The organism is Ferribacterium limneticum (assembly GCF_020510585.1).
GTDB lineage: Bacteria > Pseudomonadota > Gammaproteobacteria > Burkholderiales > Rhodocyclaceae > Azonexus.
Genome location: NZ_CP075190.1, coordinates 1,300,001 through 1,317,883 on the forward strand (window position 1 = coordinate 1,300,001; position 17,883 = coordinate 1,317,883).

The 17,883-nt window shown below is 62.3% G+C and carries 14 protein-coding genes (1 of these 14 running past the window's edge); 11 read left to right on the forward strand and 3 right to left on the reverse strand.

Translation table 11 applies throughout. From position 1 onward, the window contains the following. From htpG to dbpA, 3 genes are all read left to right on the forward strand, one after another. Positions 1–786, forward strand: the end of a protein-coding gene (htpG, locus tag KI613_RS06235) for a molecular chaperone HtpG (protein ID WP_226404326.1). 1,125 nt of this gene lie to the left of the window's left edge; only the last 786 of its 1,911 coding nucleotides appear in the window; the start codon falls outside the window, past its left edge; its stop codon occupies positions 784–786. A 239-nt stretch (positions 787–1,025) separates the two neighbouring features. Then, on the forward strand, positions 1,026–1,514 hold the full coding sequence (locus KI613_RS06240; RefSeq protein ID WP_226404327.1) for a hypothetical protein: 489 nt from the start codon (positions 1,026–1,028) through the stop codon (positions 1,512–1,514). Between the two features lie 7 nt (positions 1,515–1,521). Beyond that, complete coding sequence (gene dbpA, locus KI613_RS06245) at positions 1,522–2,922, forward strand: ATP-dependent RNA helicase DbpA (protein WP_226404328.1); 1,401 nt, start codon at positions 1,522–1,524, stop codon at positions 2,920–2,922. A gap of 90 nt (positions 2,923–3,012) precedes the next feature. Here the strand turns inward: dbpA and KI613_RS06250 are convergent, their stop codons facing one another. Next, the gene (locus tag KI613_RS06250; protein WP_404826988.1) at positions 3,013–3,555 is read right to left on the reverse strand and encodes a M48 metallopeptidase family protein; all 543 of its coding nucleotides are present in this window, start codon (positions 3,553–3,555) and stop codon (positions 3,013–3,015) included. Positions 3,556–3,672: 117 nt separating this feature from the next. On the opposite strand from KI613_RS06250, the gene KI613_RS06255 reads away from it, so the two are divergent. Beyond that, the gene (locus KI613_RS06255) at positions 3,673–4,839 is read left to right on the forward strand and encodes an MFS transporter (protein WP_226404329.1); all 1,167 of its coding nucleotides are present in this window, start codon (positions 3,673–3,675) and stop codon (positions 4,837–4,839) included. A gap of 7 nt (positions 4,840–4,846) precedes the next feature. Here the strand turns inward: KI613_RS06255 and KI613_RS06260 are convergent, their stop codons facing one another. Then, positions 4,847–5,767, reverse strand: a complete 921-nt coding sequence (locus tag KI613_RS06260; protein WP_226404330.1) for a LysR family transcriptional regulator — start codon at positions 5,765–5,767, stop codon at positions 4,847–4,849. Between the two features lie 102 nt (positions 5,768–5,869). On the opposite strand from KI613_RS06260, the gene KI613_RS06265 reads away from it, so the two are divergent. Both KI613_RS06265 and KI613_RS06270 read left to right on the forward strand, forming a co-directional pair. Continuing rightward, entirely contained in the window at positions 5,870–6,622 is a 753-nt protein-coding gene (locus KI613_RS06265; RefSeq protein WP_226404331.1) for a sulfite exporter TauE/SafE family protein, read from the forward strand. A gap of 40 nt (positions 6,623–6,662) precedes the next feature. After that, positions 6,663–6,875: a DUF3820 family protein gene (locus KI613_RS06270; protein WP_226404332.1), complete on the forward strand. Its 213-nt coding sequence runs from the start codon at positions 6,663–6,665 to the stop codon at positions 6,873–6,875. A 49-nt stretch (positions 6,876–6,924) separates the two neighbouring features. Here the strand turns inward: KI613_RS06270 and KI613_RS06275 are convergent, their stop codons facing one another. Further along, a complete protein-coding gene (locus tag KI613_RS06275) occupies positions 6,925–8,907 on the reverse strand; it encodes a sigma-54-dependent Fis family transcriptional regulator (RefSeq protein ID WP_226404333.1) in 1,983 nt (660 codons plus the stop codon). Positions 8,908–9,263: 356 nt separating this feature from the next. Here KI613_RS06275 and KI613_RS06280 point away from each other — a divergent pair, with 356 nt between their 5' ends. The 5 genes from KI613_RS06280 to KI613_RS06300 all read left to right on the forward strand — a co-directional run bounded on the left by KI613_RS06280 (position 9,264) and on the right by KI613_RS06300 (position 17,868). Continuing rightward, positions 9,264–11,411, forward strand: a complete 2,148-nt coding sequence (locus KI613_RS06280) for a hydantoinase/oxoprolinase family protein (protein ID WP_226404334.1) — start codon at positions 9,264–9,266, stop codon at positions 11,409–11,411. A gap of 11 nt (positions 11,412–11,422) precedes the next feature. Beyond that, on the forward strand, positions 11,423–13,747 hold the full coding sequence (locus tag KI613_RS06285; protein WP_226404335.1) for a hydantoinase B/oxoprolinase family protein: 2,325 nt from the start codon (positions 11,423–11,425) through the stop codon (positions 13,745–13,747). Between the two features lie 36 nt (positions 13,748–13,783). Continuing rightward, positions 13,784–14,287: an acetone carboxylase subunit gamma gene (locus KI613_RS06290; RefSeq protein ID WP_226404336.1), complete on the forward strand. Its 504-nt coding sequence runs from the start codon at positions 13,784–13,786 to the stop codon at positions 14,285–14,287. Between the two features lie 259 nt (positions 14,288–14,546). Further along, on the forward strand, positions 14,547–15,491 hold the full coding sequence (locus KI613_RS06295) for a WD40/YVTN/BNR-like repeat-containing protein (protein WP_226404337.1): 945 nt from the start codon (positions 14,547–14,549) through the stop codon (positions 15,489–15,491). 10 nt (positions 15,492–15,501) lie between these two features. After that, positions 15,502–17,868, forward strand: coding sequence for an efflux RND transporter permease subunit (locus KI613_RS06300; protein WP_226404339.1), 2,367 nt, complete (start codon positions 15,502–15,504; stop codon positions 17,866–17,868). The last annotated feature ends 15 nt before the right edge of the window (positions 17,869–17,883 follow it).

Consider the following 17,883-nt stretch of genomic DNA (forward strand, 5'->3'; position numbering starts at 1 on the left):
GACAAGGATAACTACACCAAGTTCTGGGAAGCCTTTGGCGCTGTGCTCAAGGAAGGTGTTGGCGAGGATCATGCCAACAAGGAAAAGATCGCCGGCCTGATTCGTTTTGCCTCAACGCACAACGACACACCCGAGCAAAACGTTTCCCTGGCCGACTACATTGGCCGCATGAAGGAAGGACAGGAGAAGATTTACTTCGTCACGGCCGATACCTTCAACGCCGCCAAGAACAGCCCGCACCTCGAAATCTTCCGCAAGAAGGGCATCGAAGTGCTGCTGCTTTCGGATCGCGTTGACGAATGGGTCGTTGGTCACCTGACCGAGTTTGACGGCAAGCACCTGCAATCCGTCGCCAAGGGCGGTCTGGATCTGGGCAAGCTGGAAGATGAAGCCGAGAAGCAGGAAGCCGAAAAGGCTGCCGACGAGTACAAGGAATTGCTCGAGAAGGTGAAAACCTCACTCGGCGACAAGGTGAAGGACGTTCGAGTCACCTATCGTCTGACTGATTCCCCGTCCTGCCTGGTGTCTGACGAGCATGATCCGTCCGGCAACCTGGCGCGCCTGATGAAGGCGGCTGGTCAGCCGATGCCGAACTCGAAGCCTATCCTCGAAATCAACCCGCAACATCCAGCGGTCATGCGCCTGAAGTACGAGGAAAACCGTTTCGATGATTGGGCGGCGTTGTTGTTCGAACAGGCGACGCTGGCCGAAGGTGGTCAGCTGGACGATCCGGCCGGTTTCGTCAAACGCATCAACGATCTGATGATGGCGCTGTCCGCCAAGTAAGCTGCCGAATTTTTGGCAATGAAGATGGGGCCGCCCTTGGGTGGCCCTTTTTAACGAGTGGAAATTGGCATGAATTTCCGGTTGACCGTGGCATCGCATGTCAGGTTTCGCGCCGCTTGGACCGGCAAACCGGGTACACTGTCGTCCTTGCGAGAAACTGATTTCAGGCCGTTTTTTCCAGCCTTTGACCCGCTGATTCCCCGCCGTTTCTCATTCCCCAGATATTCAAAGGTACTACGATGCATCCAGTCCACGACGTTGACTCCCTTCTTATTCTCGCCACGGCACTTTCTTCCAAGCGGCGGCCGGGCGAGTTGGTCGAGATCGTTGCGGCGGCTGATCTGCTGCAGAACAACATTCCCAACGAGGCGAAGCTGGTCGAGGCTTTCGACCGCCTGGCCAAACATGGCCTGATCAAGGCCGAGGCTGGCGGTTTCGTGCTGACCGCTGCCGCGCAGGAGATCGTGACTGGCCTTCCCCGCAAGGCGGAGAATCCGGAACGCCTGTTCGCCATCAAGGACCGGCTCTCGGCCTACAACGTCAAGGGCGAGCACGCCGGCATTACCATCGATCCAGCTGACGTGACGAAGGCTATTCTGGCCCATCGCGCTTCCGAGAAGACGACGGCCAAGAACCTGCTGGTGCCCAAGCCGAAGCCGGAAGCCGAGGTTCATAAGCCGGGCCAACGTCAGCGCAAGCCGATGCCGGCGCGCAAGCGCAGGGTTTGAGCCGGGCATGAGCGAAACTACTGCGGCCAGCCAGGCTTTCAACACGCTGCCCTTGGCGCCGGCCATGCTGGCCAATCTGGCGCAGCTTGAATATCTGAGCATGACGCCGATCCAGGCCGCCAGCCTGCCGCTGGCCCTAGCCGGCAACGACCTGATCGCCCAGGCCAAGACCGGTAGCGGCAAGACCGCTGCCTTCGGCCTGGCGCTGCTCAATCGCCTGAATACCAGCCGTTTTGCCGTACAGGCGATGGTGCTTTGCCCGACGCGCGAACTGGCCGATCAGGTGACGCAGGAAATCCGTCGTCTGGCCCGCTTCGAAGAGAACATCAAGGTACTTTCGCTGGTTGGCGGCTCGACGCTGCGCAATCAGGCGAACAGTCTGGAAAACGGTGTGCATATCGTCGTCGGCACGCCCGGTCGCATCATGGACCACATGGAGCGCGGCTACCTGAAGCTCGACGAACTGAACACGCTGGTCCTCGACGAAGCTGACCGCATGCTCGACATGGGCTTCCATGACGACATCGCCTTCGTGGCCAAGCGCTGCCCGACGCAGCGCCAGACCTTGCTGTTTTCGGCGACCTATCCAGAAGGCATCGCCCAGCTCGCCAAGCAGTTTTTGCGTCAGCCGCAGGAGGTCAAGCTCCTCGAGCAGCACGAAGAAACAAAGATTCGCCAGCGCTTCTACGAGGTTAAGGACGACGAGCGCCTGGATGCTGTCGTGCGCCTGCTCAAGCATTACCGCCCGGTCAGCACGCTGGCCTTCTGCAATACCAAGCAGCAGTGCCGCGATCTGGTTAATGTGCTGCGCCACGCCGGCATTCATGCGCTGACGCTGAACGGCGATCTGGAACAGCGCGAGCGGGATCAGGTGTTGATCCAGTTCGCCAACCGCAGTTGCTCGGTGCTCGTGGCGACCGATGTGGCGGCGCGCGGTCTCGATATCGACCAGCTGGAAGCGGTCATCAACGTGGACGTGACGCCCGATCCGGAAATCCACATTCACCGCATTGGCCGTACCGGCCGCGGCGACGAGGAAGGCTGGGCGCTGAGTTTGTGCAGTTCCGGAGATCGGCGCCGCGTGGCGACCATCGCCGAAATGATGAAGTGCAAGCTCGACGTCCTCGACTTGAAGACAGTGGAAGTTACCGACGACTCACCGCTCGTGCCGCCGATGTCTACGCTACTCATGCTCGGCGGGCGCAAGGACAAGATTCGTCCCGGCGACGTCATGGGTGCGCTGGCCGGTGAGGCTGGCCTGACCCGCGAACAGGTCGGCAAGATCACGGTGACCGATCAGAGCACCTACGTCGCCGTGGCGCGTGCCGTCGCCAAGGAAACGGTGCGCAAGCTGTCGGCCGGCAAGGTCAAGGGCAAGACAGTCAAGGTGCGGATTCTGACCAATTAAGGGATTTTGAAATCACGCCAGCCATTGGCGTGATTTCAATTTTGGCCATTTTTTACGGTTGACCGTAGCAAGCCCGGCTGACCGTGGAACTTACGAGTTTCCCGCAGAAACCTCGGCCACCCACAACGGCGGGCCGCCTGCAGCAAGATGGCAGAGGTAGGCGCGCAGGTCGAATTCGAGCTGGAAGTAATTCGGCTCCATGTGCTGGCACAGCTGATAGAACGCCTTGTCGTGCTCCGGTTCCTTGAGGTGGGAAATTTCATGGACGACGATCATGCGCAAAAACTCCGGCGGCATCTCGCGGAAAATGCTGGCAACGTGGATTTCGCGCTTGCTTTTGAGCTTGCCACCCTGGACGCGGGCGATCCGGCTGTGAATGCCCAGCGCTTTTTGCAATGTCTGCAACTTGCCGTCGAAGGCCACCTTGCTCGGCTGCGGCGCGTTGCGCAAATACGTCGCCTTGATCTCCTGAACGTAGTCATAGAGGGCCTTGTCGGTGCGTACCTGATGCACTTCCGGATACTTTTGGCGCAGCACTTTCCCGAGCTGATCCTGTTCGATCAGCCGCTGCACCGATTCCGTCAGGTGCGCGGGGTAGCCGGCGAGATAGTTGGGCGAGACAGGTTTGGACATGCGCGGGTACTGAGCTTGGAGAGCGCCGATTTTACTGGAAGGCCAGCCTGATCGTTTTGTCGTGTGATTTTTAAAATCGGCGATAAGCTAACGCGATATTCCAAAATCGATTCACTCATGCAAAACCCCGTCCTCATCATCGTCATCGCCCAACTGTTCGGCACCTCGCTGTGGTTTTCCGCCAACAGCGCGGCCGACGACCTGACCCGCGCCTGGGGCATCGCGCCAGCGGACATCGGTACGCTGACCAACGCCGTGCAACTCGGCTTCATCCTCGGCACGCTGACCTTCGCCATCTCCGGTCTGGCCGACCGCTTCGCCGCGAGCCGCATCTTCGCCGTCTGCGCCGTGCTCGGCGCCGTCTGCAACGGCGCCTTTGCCCTGCTCGCCGATGGCATGGCCTCGGCTGTGCCGCTGCGTTTCGCCGTCGGCTTCTGTCTGGCCGGCGTCTACCCGCTGGGCATGAAACTGGTCGTCAGTTGGGTGCCAGAGCGGGCCGGTGCCGCGCTTGCCCAGCTGGTCGGCATGCTGACGTTGGGCACGGCCCTGCCGCACGGCATCCGGCTGGCCGGGGCGGGGTGGTCGTGGCAGGCGACTATCCTGGTGTCGTCGTTTCTCGCGTTACTGGCCTCGGCCATGATCTTCCGGCTCGGCGACGGGCCGCATCTAAAACGTCGGCATGGTGCGCCACCGCTGCGCCTGGGGCAGGTTTTCTACGCATACGCTACCCGCGAATTCCGCGCTTCCGCCCTCGGCTATTTCGGCCATATGTGGGAGCTCTACGCCTTCTGGACGCTGACCCCGGCGCTCATCATCCTGAGCGGCCTGGCCGAGGCGGGTAGCCGCCAGCTTTCCGGGCTGGCCTTCGCCATCATCGGCGTCGGCGCGCTCGGTTGCCTGTTCGGCGGCTGGTGGAGCCAGCGCATTGGCAGCGCGCGTGTGGCGGCTGTCGCCCTGGCAGGCTCGGCCATCTGCTGCGCGCTTTTTCCGCTGACCGGCGACTGGCCGGCCGCTGCCAGGATCGCCTTGTTGCTCCTCTGGGGCGCCACGGTCGTCGCCGATTCGCCGCATTTTTCGGCACTCTCGGCCCGTGCCTGTCCGCCGGAAATCGTTGGCAGCGCGCTGGCCTTTCAAAACTCCATCGGCTTCGCCATCACGATGTTCTCCATCCAGCTCGGCACGGCGTGGATAGCCGACTGGGGCATGAGCATCGCCTGGCTGCTGCTGCCCGGGCCGCTGCTCGGCTTGGTCGGTCTTTACCCGCTCTGGCGTTCAGCGCGCTGAGCCGGGCTTACCAGGGTAATTGGGCGTTGCTGTTGGTGGCGCTGCGGTAGGCAGCGAAGCGTTCAGTCAGGAAATCAAGAAACACCCGCACCTTGGCCGACAGGTTCAGGCGCTGCGGGTACAGGGCGTAAATGTCGGCCGGGCTGCCCGACCATTCCGGCAATACGCGGACCAGCCGGCCGGCGCGCAGCTCGGCTGCCGTGTCCCACAATGAGCGGAGCAGGATGCCATGGCCGTCGAGCGCCCAGTCGACAGCCACCTCGCCGTGATTGGTGCTGAGCTTGCTGCTTACTTTCACGTTGCGGCACTGCTTGCCGGCACACAGCGTCCACGTGCCGAAGGCGCCACTGCCTTCGCGAATGACGATGCAGTCATGGCTGCCCAGATCGTCCGGGTCGAGCGGCTGACCGCGGCGGGCGAGGTAGGACGGCGAGGCAAACAGGTAGCGCTGATTGGAGGCGATCTTGCGGGCGACGACGCGCGCCTCCGGTGGTTCGCCAAAGCGGATGGCGATATCGAAGCTCTGGTCGCCCGGCATGACGGCCTGATCGCCGAGGGTGAGCTGGATGTCGACAGCCGGGTATTGGCGGACGAAGTCGGACACGGCTGGCGCCAGTTGCCGGCGGCCGAAACCGTAAGTGGCATGGATGCGCAGCAGGCCGCGCGGCTCGGCCCGGGTGCGGGTCAGTGTCTGCTCCAGTGCCTCGATTTCACCGAGGATACGCCGGCTTTCGGCCAGGTAGAGCTCGCCCTCCGGCGTCAGGCTCATCCGGCGCGTCGTCCGCGTCAGCAGGCGAACGCCCAGGCGCTGTTCGAGCTGGGCAAGGCGATGGCTGACGGCAGGGCCGGTCAGGCCGAGCTCGCGGGCAGCCCGGGCCAGGCTGCCTTGCTGGACAAGCAAGCTGAAGAAAGCAAGTTCGGATGACATCGGTTTATTGGTAAATAGAATTAACGAATCAAGTTAATTTAGCGATATTTTCGCCTTTCTGCAAAGCAGTAACATGGGCCGACTTTCTTTCCGAGTCCGTCCATGATCCTCGCCCTGAGCCTTGCCTTGCCCCTGCTCATCGGTGCCGCCCTGGGGCTTGCCGGTGGCATCTTCGGCATTGGCGGCGGCATCATCGCCATTCCCGTGATGACCGGGCTGTTCGGTATGGACCAGAAACTGGCGCAAGGCACGGCGCTGGTCATGATGGTGCCCAACCTGAGCATTGCTCTGTGGCGTTATTGCGAGCGTCAGCCGCTGCCAAAGTTGCGCACGGCGTTGCTGGTGCTCTGCGCGGTGACGGCAACGGCCTTGACGGCGCACTACGCGAGCAGCCTGGCCTCCAGCCAGTTGCGGCGCTATTTCGGCGCCTTCCTGCTCTGGCTGGCCATCAACAGCCTGTGGTCTCTGCGGGCCGGGCGCTCGAACTGGTCGTTCGCGTTACCGGAACGGCTGATTCCGCTGGTCGGCCTGATCGGTGGTACCTGTCAGGGCCTGATCAGCATCGGTGGCGGCATGATCACGCCGCCCATCCTGGTCACCTTTTTCCGGCAGATGCAGGCCATGGCCCAGGGCTTCGCCATCGCTCTGGTCATGCCTAGTTCCATCGTTGCCTTACTGACCTTTGCGAATGCCGGACTGGTCGACTGGAAGATGGGTGTGTTGTTCGCGCTGGGTGGTGCGCTGACCGTTTCCAACGGTGTCCGTATCGCCCATCGTCTGCCGGAGCGCCGCCTGCGTATCGCTTTCGCGCTGATGCTCGTCGCTACCGCGCTATGGATGATCTGCCACGGCTGAGTTTTGGCACAATGGCGGCTTCGCCTGAACCCCGCCGTCAATGAACCCCGAAGACCTGCTCCTCCTCGTCACCCGCGCCATGCCCTTCGGCAAGCACAAAGGCACGCTGATCGCCGACCTGCCCGGAAACTACCTCAACTGGTTCGCCCGCGAAGGTTTCCCGCCCGGCGAAATCGGCCGCCTGCTGGCGCTCATGCAGGAAATCGACCACAACGGGCTGTCGGATTTGCTGAAACCCTTGCGCCGGCCTTAGCGACTGCCGATTGCGATGTGGCTTAGCGAACGCCAGAGGCAGGTTTTAACTACCCTGCCGCCGGTAACTCGCGCATGGCGGCCAGTTTGACGTAGAGCGTGCTGCGAGAAATGCCCAGGTTTCGTGCAGCCATCGACAGGTTGCCGTGGCTGTTGGCAACTGCGGTATTGATTGCGGCCCGCTCCATTTCAGCCAGGCGGCCGGCTGCGATGGCCGGCGTTACCTCACCACGTGCCAGCACCGCATCAACCGCCGCACCGGCAATATGCGGCGGGAGCAGGCTGCCATCGATACGATTGCCATCGCTTAGCGCAAACATGGCTTCGAAGACATTCTGCAATTCGCGGATATTTCCCGGCCAGCGATAGCGCAGCAGATGGTGCAAGACTTCTGGGGCCAGGCTCTTCGGTGGGCAGCCGTATTTGCGGGCCAGGCGCTGGTTGAGGTAGCCGATGATCGCTTCGGTATCCTCCGGGCGCTCGCGCAAGGGCGGCAGATGCAGGCTCACGACGCAGAGCCGGTGGAAAAGATCTTCGCGGAAGCGGCCGGTGCTGGAATCCGTTTGCAGGTCGCGATTGGTCGCGGCAATGATGCGCACCGCCACTTTGCGTTCCTTGGTGTCGCCCAGCCGGACGACCACGCCATCCTGCAGCACACGCAAGAGATGAGGCTGCATGTCGAGCGGCATTTCGCCGATTTCATCGAGGAAAAGGGTGCCGCCGTCGGCCTGTTCGAACTTGCCGGGCAGCCCGCCGCGGCGGGCGCCGGTAAAGGCGCCTTCGCTATAGCCGAACAATTCACTGGCCAGCAGCTCGCGGGTCAGGGCGCCGCAATTGACAGCGATGAAAGGCCCTTCCGGTTTGCTGCTCGCCTTGTGAATGGCGCGGGCAAAAATCTCCTTGCCGGCGCCAGTTTCGCCGAGCAACAGGACGGGCAGATCAAGCGGTGCGATTCTTCTGGCCCGGGCTTTCGCTGTCGAAATGGCCTGGCTGGTGCCGATGATCTCGGCAAAGACTTCGTCAGTCGCTTTGCTCGCCGGGGAGGGGATGCTGACCGCTTGTCGAGCCGGCGTGCCAATCGGGATGACCAGCAAGGTGCCGAGGTCACCATCGCGGGAACGTACCGGGTGCAGCCATTCCGGGCGCAGCCAGAGTGGCGTCTGGCGGATGCGCTCATCGGGATGGACAGCGAAATCGAGGGCAGTTAGCTGGCTGCCGACCTCGAAAGGCAGGCGCACACCGTACATTTCGCGGGCCTGTTGCATGCTGCCGCTGGTTTTGACGATACGGCCGCGCTGGTCGAACAGGACGACGCAATCGTTGCCATAGCGGCTGAAGCCATCCATGGCGTGCTCGAGCAGGCGGCCATGCAATTCGGCATCGCGCCGCGCCAGGATACCTTCGATCTGCTTGGCGGCTGAAATGACCAGGCCCAGCGTATGGCCATGGAAGGTTTCCTTGACGCCAGAGACGTCGACGACGCCTAGCAGGTTCCTGCACAGCGGGTCGAGGATGGGGGCAGCGGCACAGGTCCAGTGCTTGACGTCGATGCAGTAGTGCTCGCTGGCGTAGATTTGCACCGGCTGGTGCGTGGCTATGGTCGTGCCAATGGCATTGGTGCCGATCAGGTCTTCGCTCCAGCAACCGCCGGGTGCCAGGTTGATCTGTTCGCCAGCATCGCGGGCACGGGTTTCGCCATTTAGGTCGAGAATGGTCCCGCTCGGGTCGCTGAGCATGATCAGCGTGCCTGACTCGCGCAGGATTTCACGTAGCGTTTCGAGCACTGGCTTGGCCGCCTCGTAGAGATCATGCGAGCGCGCCCGCAACAGGTGAATCTTGTCACCATTGGCCGTCGGGGCGCTGCCGATGCCTGGATCGACGGCCTCAGAACGGCTGCGCCGCCAGGAGTCGAGGACCACATTGCGCACGCCGACCCCGGGCAGTGGCCGGTTCTCGAGGAATCGTTCCCATGAACTGGCGACGGCTGACTCGTCGCCGATTCGCGGAATAAGAAGATTGCTGTTGGGGGTCACATTGGGCTCGTGGCGGGCTCCGGGCTATTCACCGTAAAACAATAAATTAACTTAATCATAACCGTAGCCGACGATGCTGTTCAAGTCAATAAAGTCGTTGTGTATCAATGGCTTGTGCGGCGCAACAAAAAACTTGTGAACTGTCCGGAATCCGGACAGTTCGAAATTGGCGTCGTTATTCAGGACGTTTTTCGCTTTTTCATCGGACAGCTGCTGTTTTCCAGACGTTTTTGCCAAGTTGATGATTCGTCGAAGGAATTCAGTGAGTCACCAGCTTTTTCGCGGCCTGGCCCGGCCCTTGCCATTAAGTCAGCGTGGGATCACTCGCCACGACACACCAATGACAGGAGACAAACATGGAAACTCAGCAGTCAAACGTACAGGTAATGGGAATCGATGCCGGCGGCACGATGACCGATACCTTCTTTGTCCGGGCCGACGGTCGTTTCGTCGTCGGCAAGGCACAAAGTAATCCCGGCGACGAATCGCTCGCCATTTACAACTCTTCGGTTGATGCGCTCGAGCACTGGGGTCGCAACGTTGACGACGTCTATCCGGAACTAGCGACCTGCGTCTATTCTGGAACGGCGATGCTCAACCGCATCCTGATGCGCAAGGGCCTTGATGTCGGCCTGATCTGCAACAAAGGCTTTGAGCAGATCCATTCGATGGGTCGTGCCTTGCAGAGCTATCTGGGTTACGCCCTGGAAGATCGTATCCACCTCAACACCCACCGTTACGACGAGCCGCTGGTGCCGGTTTCCCGCACCCGCGGCGTCACCGAACGGACCGACGTGCAGGGCAAGATCGTCATTCCGCTGCGTGAAGAAGAAGTGCGCCAGGCCACCCGCGAACTGGTCGAGGCCGGTTCCCAGGCCGTCGTCATCTGCCTGCTGCAGTCCCACAAGAACGAGGCCAGCGAGCAACGGGCGCGCGATCTGGTGCGTGACGAACTGAAAAAGCTCAAGTCGGACATCCCGGTCTTCGCCTCGGTGGACTACTACCCGTCGCGCAAGGAAAGCCACCGGATGAACACGACCATTCTCGAAGCCTACGGCGCCGAACCGTCGCGCCAGACGCTGAAGAAAGTCAGCGACCGCTTCAAGAAGCATGGCGCCAAGTTCGACCTGCGGGTGATGGCGACGCACGGCGGCACGATCAGCTGGAAGGCCAAGGAACTGGCCCGCACCATCGTCTCCGGCCCGATTGGCGGGGTTATCGGCTCCAAGCTGCTCGGCGAATATCTTGGCGACGAAAACATCGCCTGCTCCGACATCGGCGGCACCAGCTTCGACGTGGCGCTGATCACCAAGGGCAACTTCGCCATCAAGTCCGACCCCGACATGGCCCGTCTGGTCCTCTCGCTGCCGCTGGTGGCGATGGATTCGGTCGGTGCCGGCGCCGGCAGCTTTGTCCGCCTAGACCCCTACAGCAAATCGATCAAGCTCGGCCCGGATAGCGCGGGCTATCGCGTCGGCACCTGCTGGCCGGAAAGCGGGCTGGATACGGTGTCGGTCTCCGACTGCCACGTCGTACTCGGCTACCTCAATCCGCAGAACTTCCTCGGTGGTGCCATCAAGCTCGATGTGCAACGCGCCCGCGACCACATCAAGGCACAAATCGCCGATCCGCTCGGCCTCTCGGTCGAAGATGCGGCGGCCGGCGTCATTGAGCTGCTCGACCTGACGCTGTCCGAATACCTGCGTGCCAATATCAGCGCCAAGGGCTACAACCCGGCCGAATTCACCTGCTTCTCCTACGGCGGCGCCGGCCCGGTGCATACCTATGGCTACACCGAAGGCGTCGGCTTCAAGGACGTCGTGGTGCCAGCCTGGGCGGCAGGATTCTCGGCTTTTGGCTGCGCCTGTGCCGACTTCGAGTACCGCTACGACAAGTCAGTCGATCTGGGCGTCGCCCAGTTTGCCAGCGACGAGGAGAAGGCTGCTGCCTGCAAGACGTTACAGGAAGCCTGGGAAGAGCTGGCAACGAAGGTCATCGACGAGTTCGTCATCAATGGCTACAAGCCGGAAGACGTGCTGCTGATCCCCGGTTACAAGATGCAGTACATGGGCCAGCTCAACGACCTCGAAATCGTCTCACCGGTCACCAGCGCAGCTACTGCGGCTGACTGGCAGCAGATCATCGAGTCCTTCGAGAACACCTATGGCCGCGTCTACGCCAATTCGGCACGCTCGCCGGAACTGGGCTTCTCGGTCACCGGCGCCATCCTGCGCGGCATGGTCGTGACCCAGAAACCGGTGCTGCCGGAAGACGCGGATGCCGGCCCGACGCCGCCCAAGGAGGCCTATCTCGGCACGCGTCCGTTCTACCGCCACAAGAAGTGGGTCGAAGCGGCGCTGTGGAAGATGGAGTCGCTGAAGGCCGGCAACCGCATTGTCGGGCCAGCCATCATCGAATCCGACGCGACGACCTTCGTCGTGCCCGACGGCTTCGAAACCACGATCGACAAGCATCGCCTGTTCCATCTCAAAGAAGTCAAGTGAGGAGACCCACCATGAATATGATGAGCACAAAAGAAATCGGCCTCGGCAACCTACTCGAAAGCGGCATGACGCTCAAGCAGCACCGCGACGCCATCCTCGAGCGCACCCAGTCCACTGGTTACTACAACGGCCTGGAAAATCTCGAATTCCGTGACAGCGACCCGATCCGCTACGAGAAGCTGTTCTCCAAGCTGCGCGGTGGCCTGGTCCATGCCCGGGAAACGGCGAAAAAGATCGCCGCCAGCCCCATCGTCGAGCAGGAAGGCGAACTCTGCTTCACGCTCTACAACGCCGCTGGCGATTGCATCCTGACGTCGACGGGGATCATCATCCACGTCGGCACCATGGGCGCGGCGATCAAGTACATGATCGAGAACAACTGGGAAGCCAACCCGACGATCAACCCCGGCGACATGTTCACGACCAATGACTGCGCCATCGGCAATGTGCACCCCTGTGACATCGCCACCATTGTGCCGATCTTCTGGGCCGGCAAGTTGATCGGCTGGGTGGGCGGCGTTACCCACGTCATCGATACCGGTGCCGTCACGCCGGGCTCGATGTCTACTGGTCAGACCCAGCGTTTCGGCGACGGCTACATGATCACCTGCCGCAAGACCGGGGTGAACGACGAGCCGCTGCGCGACTGGCTGCATGAGTCGCAGCGTTCGGTGCGCACGCCGAAATACTGGATTCTCGACGAAAAAACCCGCATCGCCGGTTGCCACATGATCCGCGAACTGGTCGAGGAAGTGATCCGGGCCGACGGCCTGGAGGCTTACGACAAGTTCTCGCAGGAGGTCATCGAAGAGGGGCGCCGCGGCCTGATGAGCCGGATCAAGGCAATGACCCTGCCGGGCAAATATCGCAAGGTGTCCTTTGTCGATGTGCCGTTCAAGCACGAGGACATCCAGGTTTCCAACGCCTTCGCCAAGCTCGACTCGATCATGCACTCGCCGGTCGAGATGACCATCAAGCCGGACGGCAAGTGGCGCCTCGACTTCGAAGGCGCCAGCCGTTGGGGCTGGCATACCTTCAATGCCCACCAGGTGGCCTTCACCTCGGGCATCTGGGTCATGATGTCGCAGACGCTGGTGCCGACCCAGCGCATCAACGATGGTGCCTACTTCGCCACCGAGTTCCACCTGCCCAAGGGCACCTGGTGCAACCCGGACGACCGTCGCACCGGTCACGCCTATGCCTGGCACTTCCTGGTCTCCGGTTGGGCGGCCCTGTGGCGCGGCCTTAGCCAGTCCTACTTCAGCCGCGGCTATCTGGAAGAGGTCAATGCCGGCAACGCCAATACCTCCAACTGGCTGCAGGGCGGCGGTATCAACCAGGACGGCGAGATCCACGCGGTCAACAGTTTCGAGGCTTCGTCCTGCGGTACCGGTGCCTGCGCCGTCAAGGACGGCCTGAACCACGCCGCCGCCATCTGGAACCCGGAAGGCGACATGGGCGACATCGAAATCTGGGAAATGGCCGAGCCGCTGCTGTACTTGGGCCGCAACGTCAAATCCAACTCCGGCGGTTACGGCAAGTACCGTGGCGGCTGTGGTTTCGAGACGCTGCGCATGGTCTGGAACGCCCAGGACTGGACGATGTTCTTCATGGGCAATGGCTACATGAACAGCGACTGGGGCATGATGGGCGGCTACCCGTCGGCCACCGGCTACCGTTTCGAAGCGCACAACACCGGCCTCAAGGAGCGCATCGCCATCGGCGACTCGCTGCCGCTCGGTGGCGATCTCGATCCGGGCGCTCCCGACTACGAGCGTCACCTCGATGCAACCGCTGTGGTCAAGCGCGACAAGCAGTGCATGACGACCGAGGACTGCTATGACAACCATGACCTCTATCTGAACTACCTGCGGGGCGGTCCGGGCTTCGGCGATCCGATCGATCGTGAAATCAATGCCATCGAGAACGATCTAAACCAGAAGTTCCTGCTGCCGGAGTTCGCCGAAAAGGTCTACGGCGCCGTGTTCACCCAGGATGCCAAGGGTGTGTTCAGCATTGATGCCGACCTGACCAGGCAGCGCCGTACGGAAATCCGCAAGGAGCGCTTGGCCCGTGCCCTGCCAACCCGCGAGTGGATGAAGGAAGAGCGCGAACGCATCATCAACAAGCATGCAGCGGTGCAGGTTCAGCACATGTTCGCCACCAGCTTCGGACTGTCCGAGAAATTCACCAAGGAGTTCAAGGATTTCTGGAGCCTGCCGGCCGACTGGGAATTGCTCGAAGACGAACTGGGCGTGCCGACCTACGGCTCCAAGCACCGCATGGATCTCTCGCTGATGCCTGACGTGAAGACTGTCGTCCAGGTCGAAGAGTAAGCAGCGCAATCGATTATCTGAATCAAGGAGACAAAAATGTCATATACCAATGAACAGGTTGCACATCTGGTCGAAGGCTCGCTGGACTGGGAAACGACCTTCCGCATGCTGTCGATGCCCAAGGACAACAGTCGCTTCGAGCAGTACCTCGCGGCGCTGCAGGCCAAGGTCAGCTTCAAGGATCGCATCGTTCTGCCGCTGGCCCCGCACATGTACATCGTGCAGTCGGCCAAGACCAAGCAGTGGCTCATCAAGTGCGACTGCGGCCACGAGTTCTGCGATTACAAGGAGAACTGGAAGCTGCACGCCTCGATCTACGTGCGCGACACCGAAGAGGCAATGACCGAGGTCTATCCCAAGCTCATGGCCCCGGATACCCAGTGGCAGGTCTATCGCGAGTACTACTGCCCGAGCTGCGGCACGCTGCACGACGTCGAGGCGCCGACCCCGTGGTACCCGGTGATCCACGACTTCGAGCCGGACATCGAAGCCTTCTACAAGGAATGGGTGCATCTGCCGGTACCTGAACGGGCCGACTAAAGCCGCACCGAAGCAACCCCACAGCGACACCTCTCCCCGCCCCGGGGGCCGGAATACACCGGCTTCCCGGGGTGGCGGGGGCGTGCGCCTTCAATAAGCATCGCGCCGCCGTAGCGACAGGCGCGAGCCATAAGGGTATGGGCAAGCACAGCGAGGAGATTAAGACATGCTGCGTCATTTCAGGAAATACGGAAGCACAGCGACACGGGGGACCACCTTCCTGTCGTCCATCGTGCCGTTCGGGATCATCGGGGGGCTGTTGTACGCGGGCCTCTTCGTCAAGGCGGATGCGGTAGTCCGCAAGGTCGATGCGCCGGCCGTCGAGCGCCGCGACAATTACGTCAGCCTGGCAGTGCCGGCACCGAGGCTCGTCTGGGCGGCAGGCACCGGCGGCAAGGTGGTGCAGAGCCGAGACGGCGGCAAGTCCTGGGTCAGCCAGCCGACCGGCACCCAGAACAACCTGCTCGGCATTGCCGCCTGGGATGCGCAGCACGCGGCCGCCGTCGGCAACTTGGGCACCATCATCGTCACCGCCGACGGCGGCAACACCTGGACGGAAGCCAAGGCACCCGAATCCTCCAATCCCAACAAACTTTTCCGGGTGCGTATCTTCGACGGCGTCGCCTGGGCGGTGGGCGAGTTCGGGGCACTGCTGCGCTCGGCCGACCAAGGCATCACCTGGTCGCGCGCTCTGCCGGAGAAGGACCGCGCCTGGAACGATGTCTTCTTTCTCGGCCGGCACGGCTGGCTAGTTGGTGAGTTCGGCACGGTCATGAAGACCGCGGACGGCGGCGAGACCTGGAACGAGGTGGAAAGCCCCAACAAGGTCAGCCTGATGTCCGTGACTTTCCGCGATGCCAAACATGGCGTGGCGGTCGGCCTGTCCGGCACGGTCATGGTGAGCGGTGATGGCGGCGAAACCTGGCAGCCGGCGCCCAAGGCGACCCGCGAGTCGCTCTACAGCGTCATCTGGGACAGCGGCGATAGCGGTGATAGCGGTCGCTGGCTGGCGGTCGGCGACAAGGGCGTCATGGTTACGGCGGCGGCCGAGCCGGGCGAGTGGAAGGCCGCGCGCATCTCGGACAAGGACCTCTCCTGGCGTACCCAGATTGTGAAGTCCGACGACGCCTATTACCTGGCCGGCGCCAACCTGGCGGTCCTCGAAAACGACAGGCTGGCCATCGCCGGCCAGGCCGCGAAGTAGGGAGGCGAGAATGAAGAACGCAACCTTTGGCAAGGTCGACCAAGCCTTCGCCAACATTATCCGCTTCCGCACCCTGGTGGTCGGCCTCGTTGCCCTGTTTACCGTACTGATGGGCTACCTGGCAAGCCAGATCGAAGTCAGGACCGTTTTCAGCGACCTGCTGCCGAAAAACCATCCCTATGTCGAGGTCAACCAGCGCTTCAAGCAGACCTTCGGCGGCTCGAACATGGTCAGCATCATGCTCGAGACCGAGCAGGGCGACATCTTCAAGCCGACCGTGCTCGGCAAGGTGCAGGCGCTGACCGTCGGCCTGCAGAAAGTCGAAGGCGTCGATACCTACCAGATCGTCTCACTCGCCTCGAAAAAGCTGAAGGAGGTGCGCGCCTCGACCGAAGGGGTCGAGTCGCGCCCCCTGATGTGGCCGAACCTGCCCCGCGACGCGGCCGAAATGGCGGTGCTCAGGGAAGCCGTCCTGAACAATCCGCTGGTCTATGGTCCCTACGTCTCGGCCGACCTGAAGGCGACGTTAATCACCGTCGATTTCAACGACGGCGATGTGGACTACACCAAGGCCTTCCAGCAGATCATGGCGCTGGTCGAGGCCGCCAGCGGCGACGGGGTCAAGGCCCGGGTGGTCGGCGAACCAGTGCTCTACGGCTGGGTCAACCACTACCTCGGCGAGACGCTGCAGATTTTTCTGTTCGCCGTCGCCTCGCTGGTCCTGCTGCTACTGCTGATCACCCGCACTTGGCACGGCACCCTGCTGCCGCTGCTGGCCGGTGTCGTCAGCGCCATCTGGGCGCTCGGCGCGGCCCGGCTGATGGGCTTTCATCTCGACCCGCTGGTCGTCGTCGTCGCCTTCCTGATCACGGCCCAGGCGATTTCCAACTCGGTGCAACTGGTCTCGCGCTTCGACGACGAACTGGCGCACGGCGGCAGCTCTCCCGCGGCGGCGGCCCGGGCCAGCGCGCGCAACCTGTTCAAGCCGAGCACCTTGGCCGTCGTCGCCGACGCTGGTTGCGTGCTGGTCGTCGCCCTGACCCCGATCCCGCTCCTGCAGAAGATCTCGTTCATCGGCACCGTCTGGGTTCTGACCATTTTCATCAGCGCCCTGGTGCTGACGCCGGTCATGCTGTCGTGGTGCAAGTCGGAAAAGGGGCACATCCACCCGATCAACCTCACCCCTGTCCTCGACGGCATTCTCGGCGTCTGCGCCAGCATCGTCACCACCCGCTGGCGCTACGGCGTGCTGGCGGGCGCCGGCATCGCCTTCGCCGTGTCGGCCCTCTATGCCTTCAACCTGAAGGTCGGCGACGCCAATCCCGGTTCGCCGATCCTGTGGCCCGATTCGACCTACAACCGCGATGCGGCCGAGATCAATCGGCAGTTCCAGGGCTCCGACCGGATGTTCGTCGTGCTGGCCGGCAAGGAGACTGGCGCCCTGCGCGAGCCGGCCGTGCTCGACAGCATGAACCGCTTCCAGAAGTACATGGAGGCGCAGCCCGAGGTCGGCGGCACCATTTCGCTGGCCGATATCCTGCCGCAGGTCAAGCGGGTGCTGCGCGAAGGCAACCCGATGTACCAGGAACTGGGGCTGACCAGCGACGAGAACAGCGAACTGACCTACATGTTCGTCTCCGGCTCCGACCCCGGCGACATGGACCGCTATGCCGACGCCGACGCCAAGTACGGCGCCGTCACGCTGTTCTTCCGCGACCATCAGGGCGAGACCATCCGGACGGCGATCGCCCGGGTCCGCGACTATGTCGCCAACCATCCGGTCGAGCAGGCCGAGTACCTGCTCGCCGGCGGCCTGGTCGGCGTGCTGGCGGCGGTCAATGAGGTCATCCTGGCCGGCCAGATCGAGGCCATCGCCCTGGCACTGCTGGTGCTGGTCGTCTGCTGCACGGTGACCTACCGCTCGACCGTGGCCGGCGTCTTTTTCATGATCCCGGTCGTCCTGTCCAACGCGCTGACCTTCGCCTACATGGCCTGGCAGGGCATCGGCATGAACATCAACACCCTGCCGGTGGTGGCGCTCGGCATCGGCCTCGGCGTCGATTACACCTTCTACATCGTCGACGGCATCCGCGAGGAACTGCACCACCACGCCAACATCGAGCGCGCCATCGTGCATTCGCTGCGCACGGCTGGCAAGGGCGTCCTGATCACTGCCATGACGCTGATCACCAGCGTCGTCCTCTGGTACTTCTCGTCGCTGCGCCTGCAGGCCGACATGGGGATCCTGATCGGGCTGTGGCTGTTCGTCTCGGCTTTCAGCGCCCTGTTCATCATGCCGGCGCTGGTTTACGTCTTCCGTCCGGAGTTCATCGTCGGCAGCAAGCAACGCCCGATCGAGCACGCCGTCCTGGCGTAGGCGTCATCACCAAGC

Excerpts from the sequence above, each read along its gene's own strand:
- KI613_RS06250 (WP_404826988.1), bottom strand. The coding sequence starts at position 3,555 with ATGTCCAAACCTGTCTCGCCCAACTATCTCGCCGGCTACCCCGCGCAC.
- KI613_RS06300 (WP_226404339.1), top strand. The coding sequence starts at position 15,502 with ATGAAGAACGCAACCTTTGGCAAGGTCGACCAAGCCTTCGCCAACATT.
- KI613_RS06265 (WP_226404331.1), top strand. The coding sequence starts at position 5,870 with ATGATCCTCGCCCTGAGCCTTGCCTTGCCCCTGCTCATCGGTGCCGCC.
- KI613_RS06280 (WP_226404334.1), top strand. The coding sequence starts at position 9,264 with ATGGAAACTCAGCAGTCAAACGTACAGGTAATGGGAATCGATGCCGGC.
- KI613_RS06260 (WP_226404330.1), bottom strand. The coding sequence starts at position 5,767 with ATGTCATCCGAACTTGCTTTCTTCAGCTTGCTTGTCCAGCAAGGCAGC.
- KI613_RS06240 (WP_226404327.1), top strand. The coding sequence starts at position 1,026 with ATGCATCCAGTCCACGACGTTGACTCCCTTCTTATTCTCGCCACGGCA.
- dbpA (WP_226404328.1), top strand. The coding sequence starts at position 1,522 with ATGAGCGAAACTACTGCGGCCAGCCAGGCTTTCAACACGCTGCCCTTG.
- KI613_RS06270 (WP_226404332.1), top strand. The coding sequence starts at position 6,663 with ATGAACCCCGAAGACCTGCTCCTCCTCGTCACCCGCGCCATGCCCTTC.
- KI613_RS06290 (WP_226404336.1), top strand. The coding sequence starts at position 13,784 with ATGTCATATACCAATGAACAGGTTGCACATCTGGTCGAAGGCTCGCTG.
- KI613_RS06285 (WP_226404335.1), top strand. The coding sequence starts at position 11,423 with ATGAATATGATGAGCACAAAAGAAATCGGCCTCGGCAACCTACTCGAA.
- KI613_RS06255 (WP_226404329.1), top strand. The coding sequence starts at position 3,673 with ATGCAAAACCCCGTCCTCATCATCGTCATCGCCCAACTGTTCGGCACC.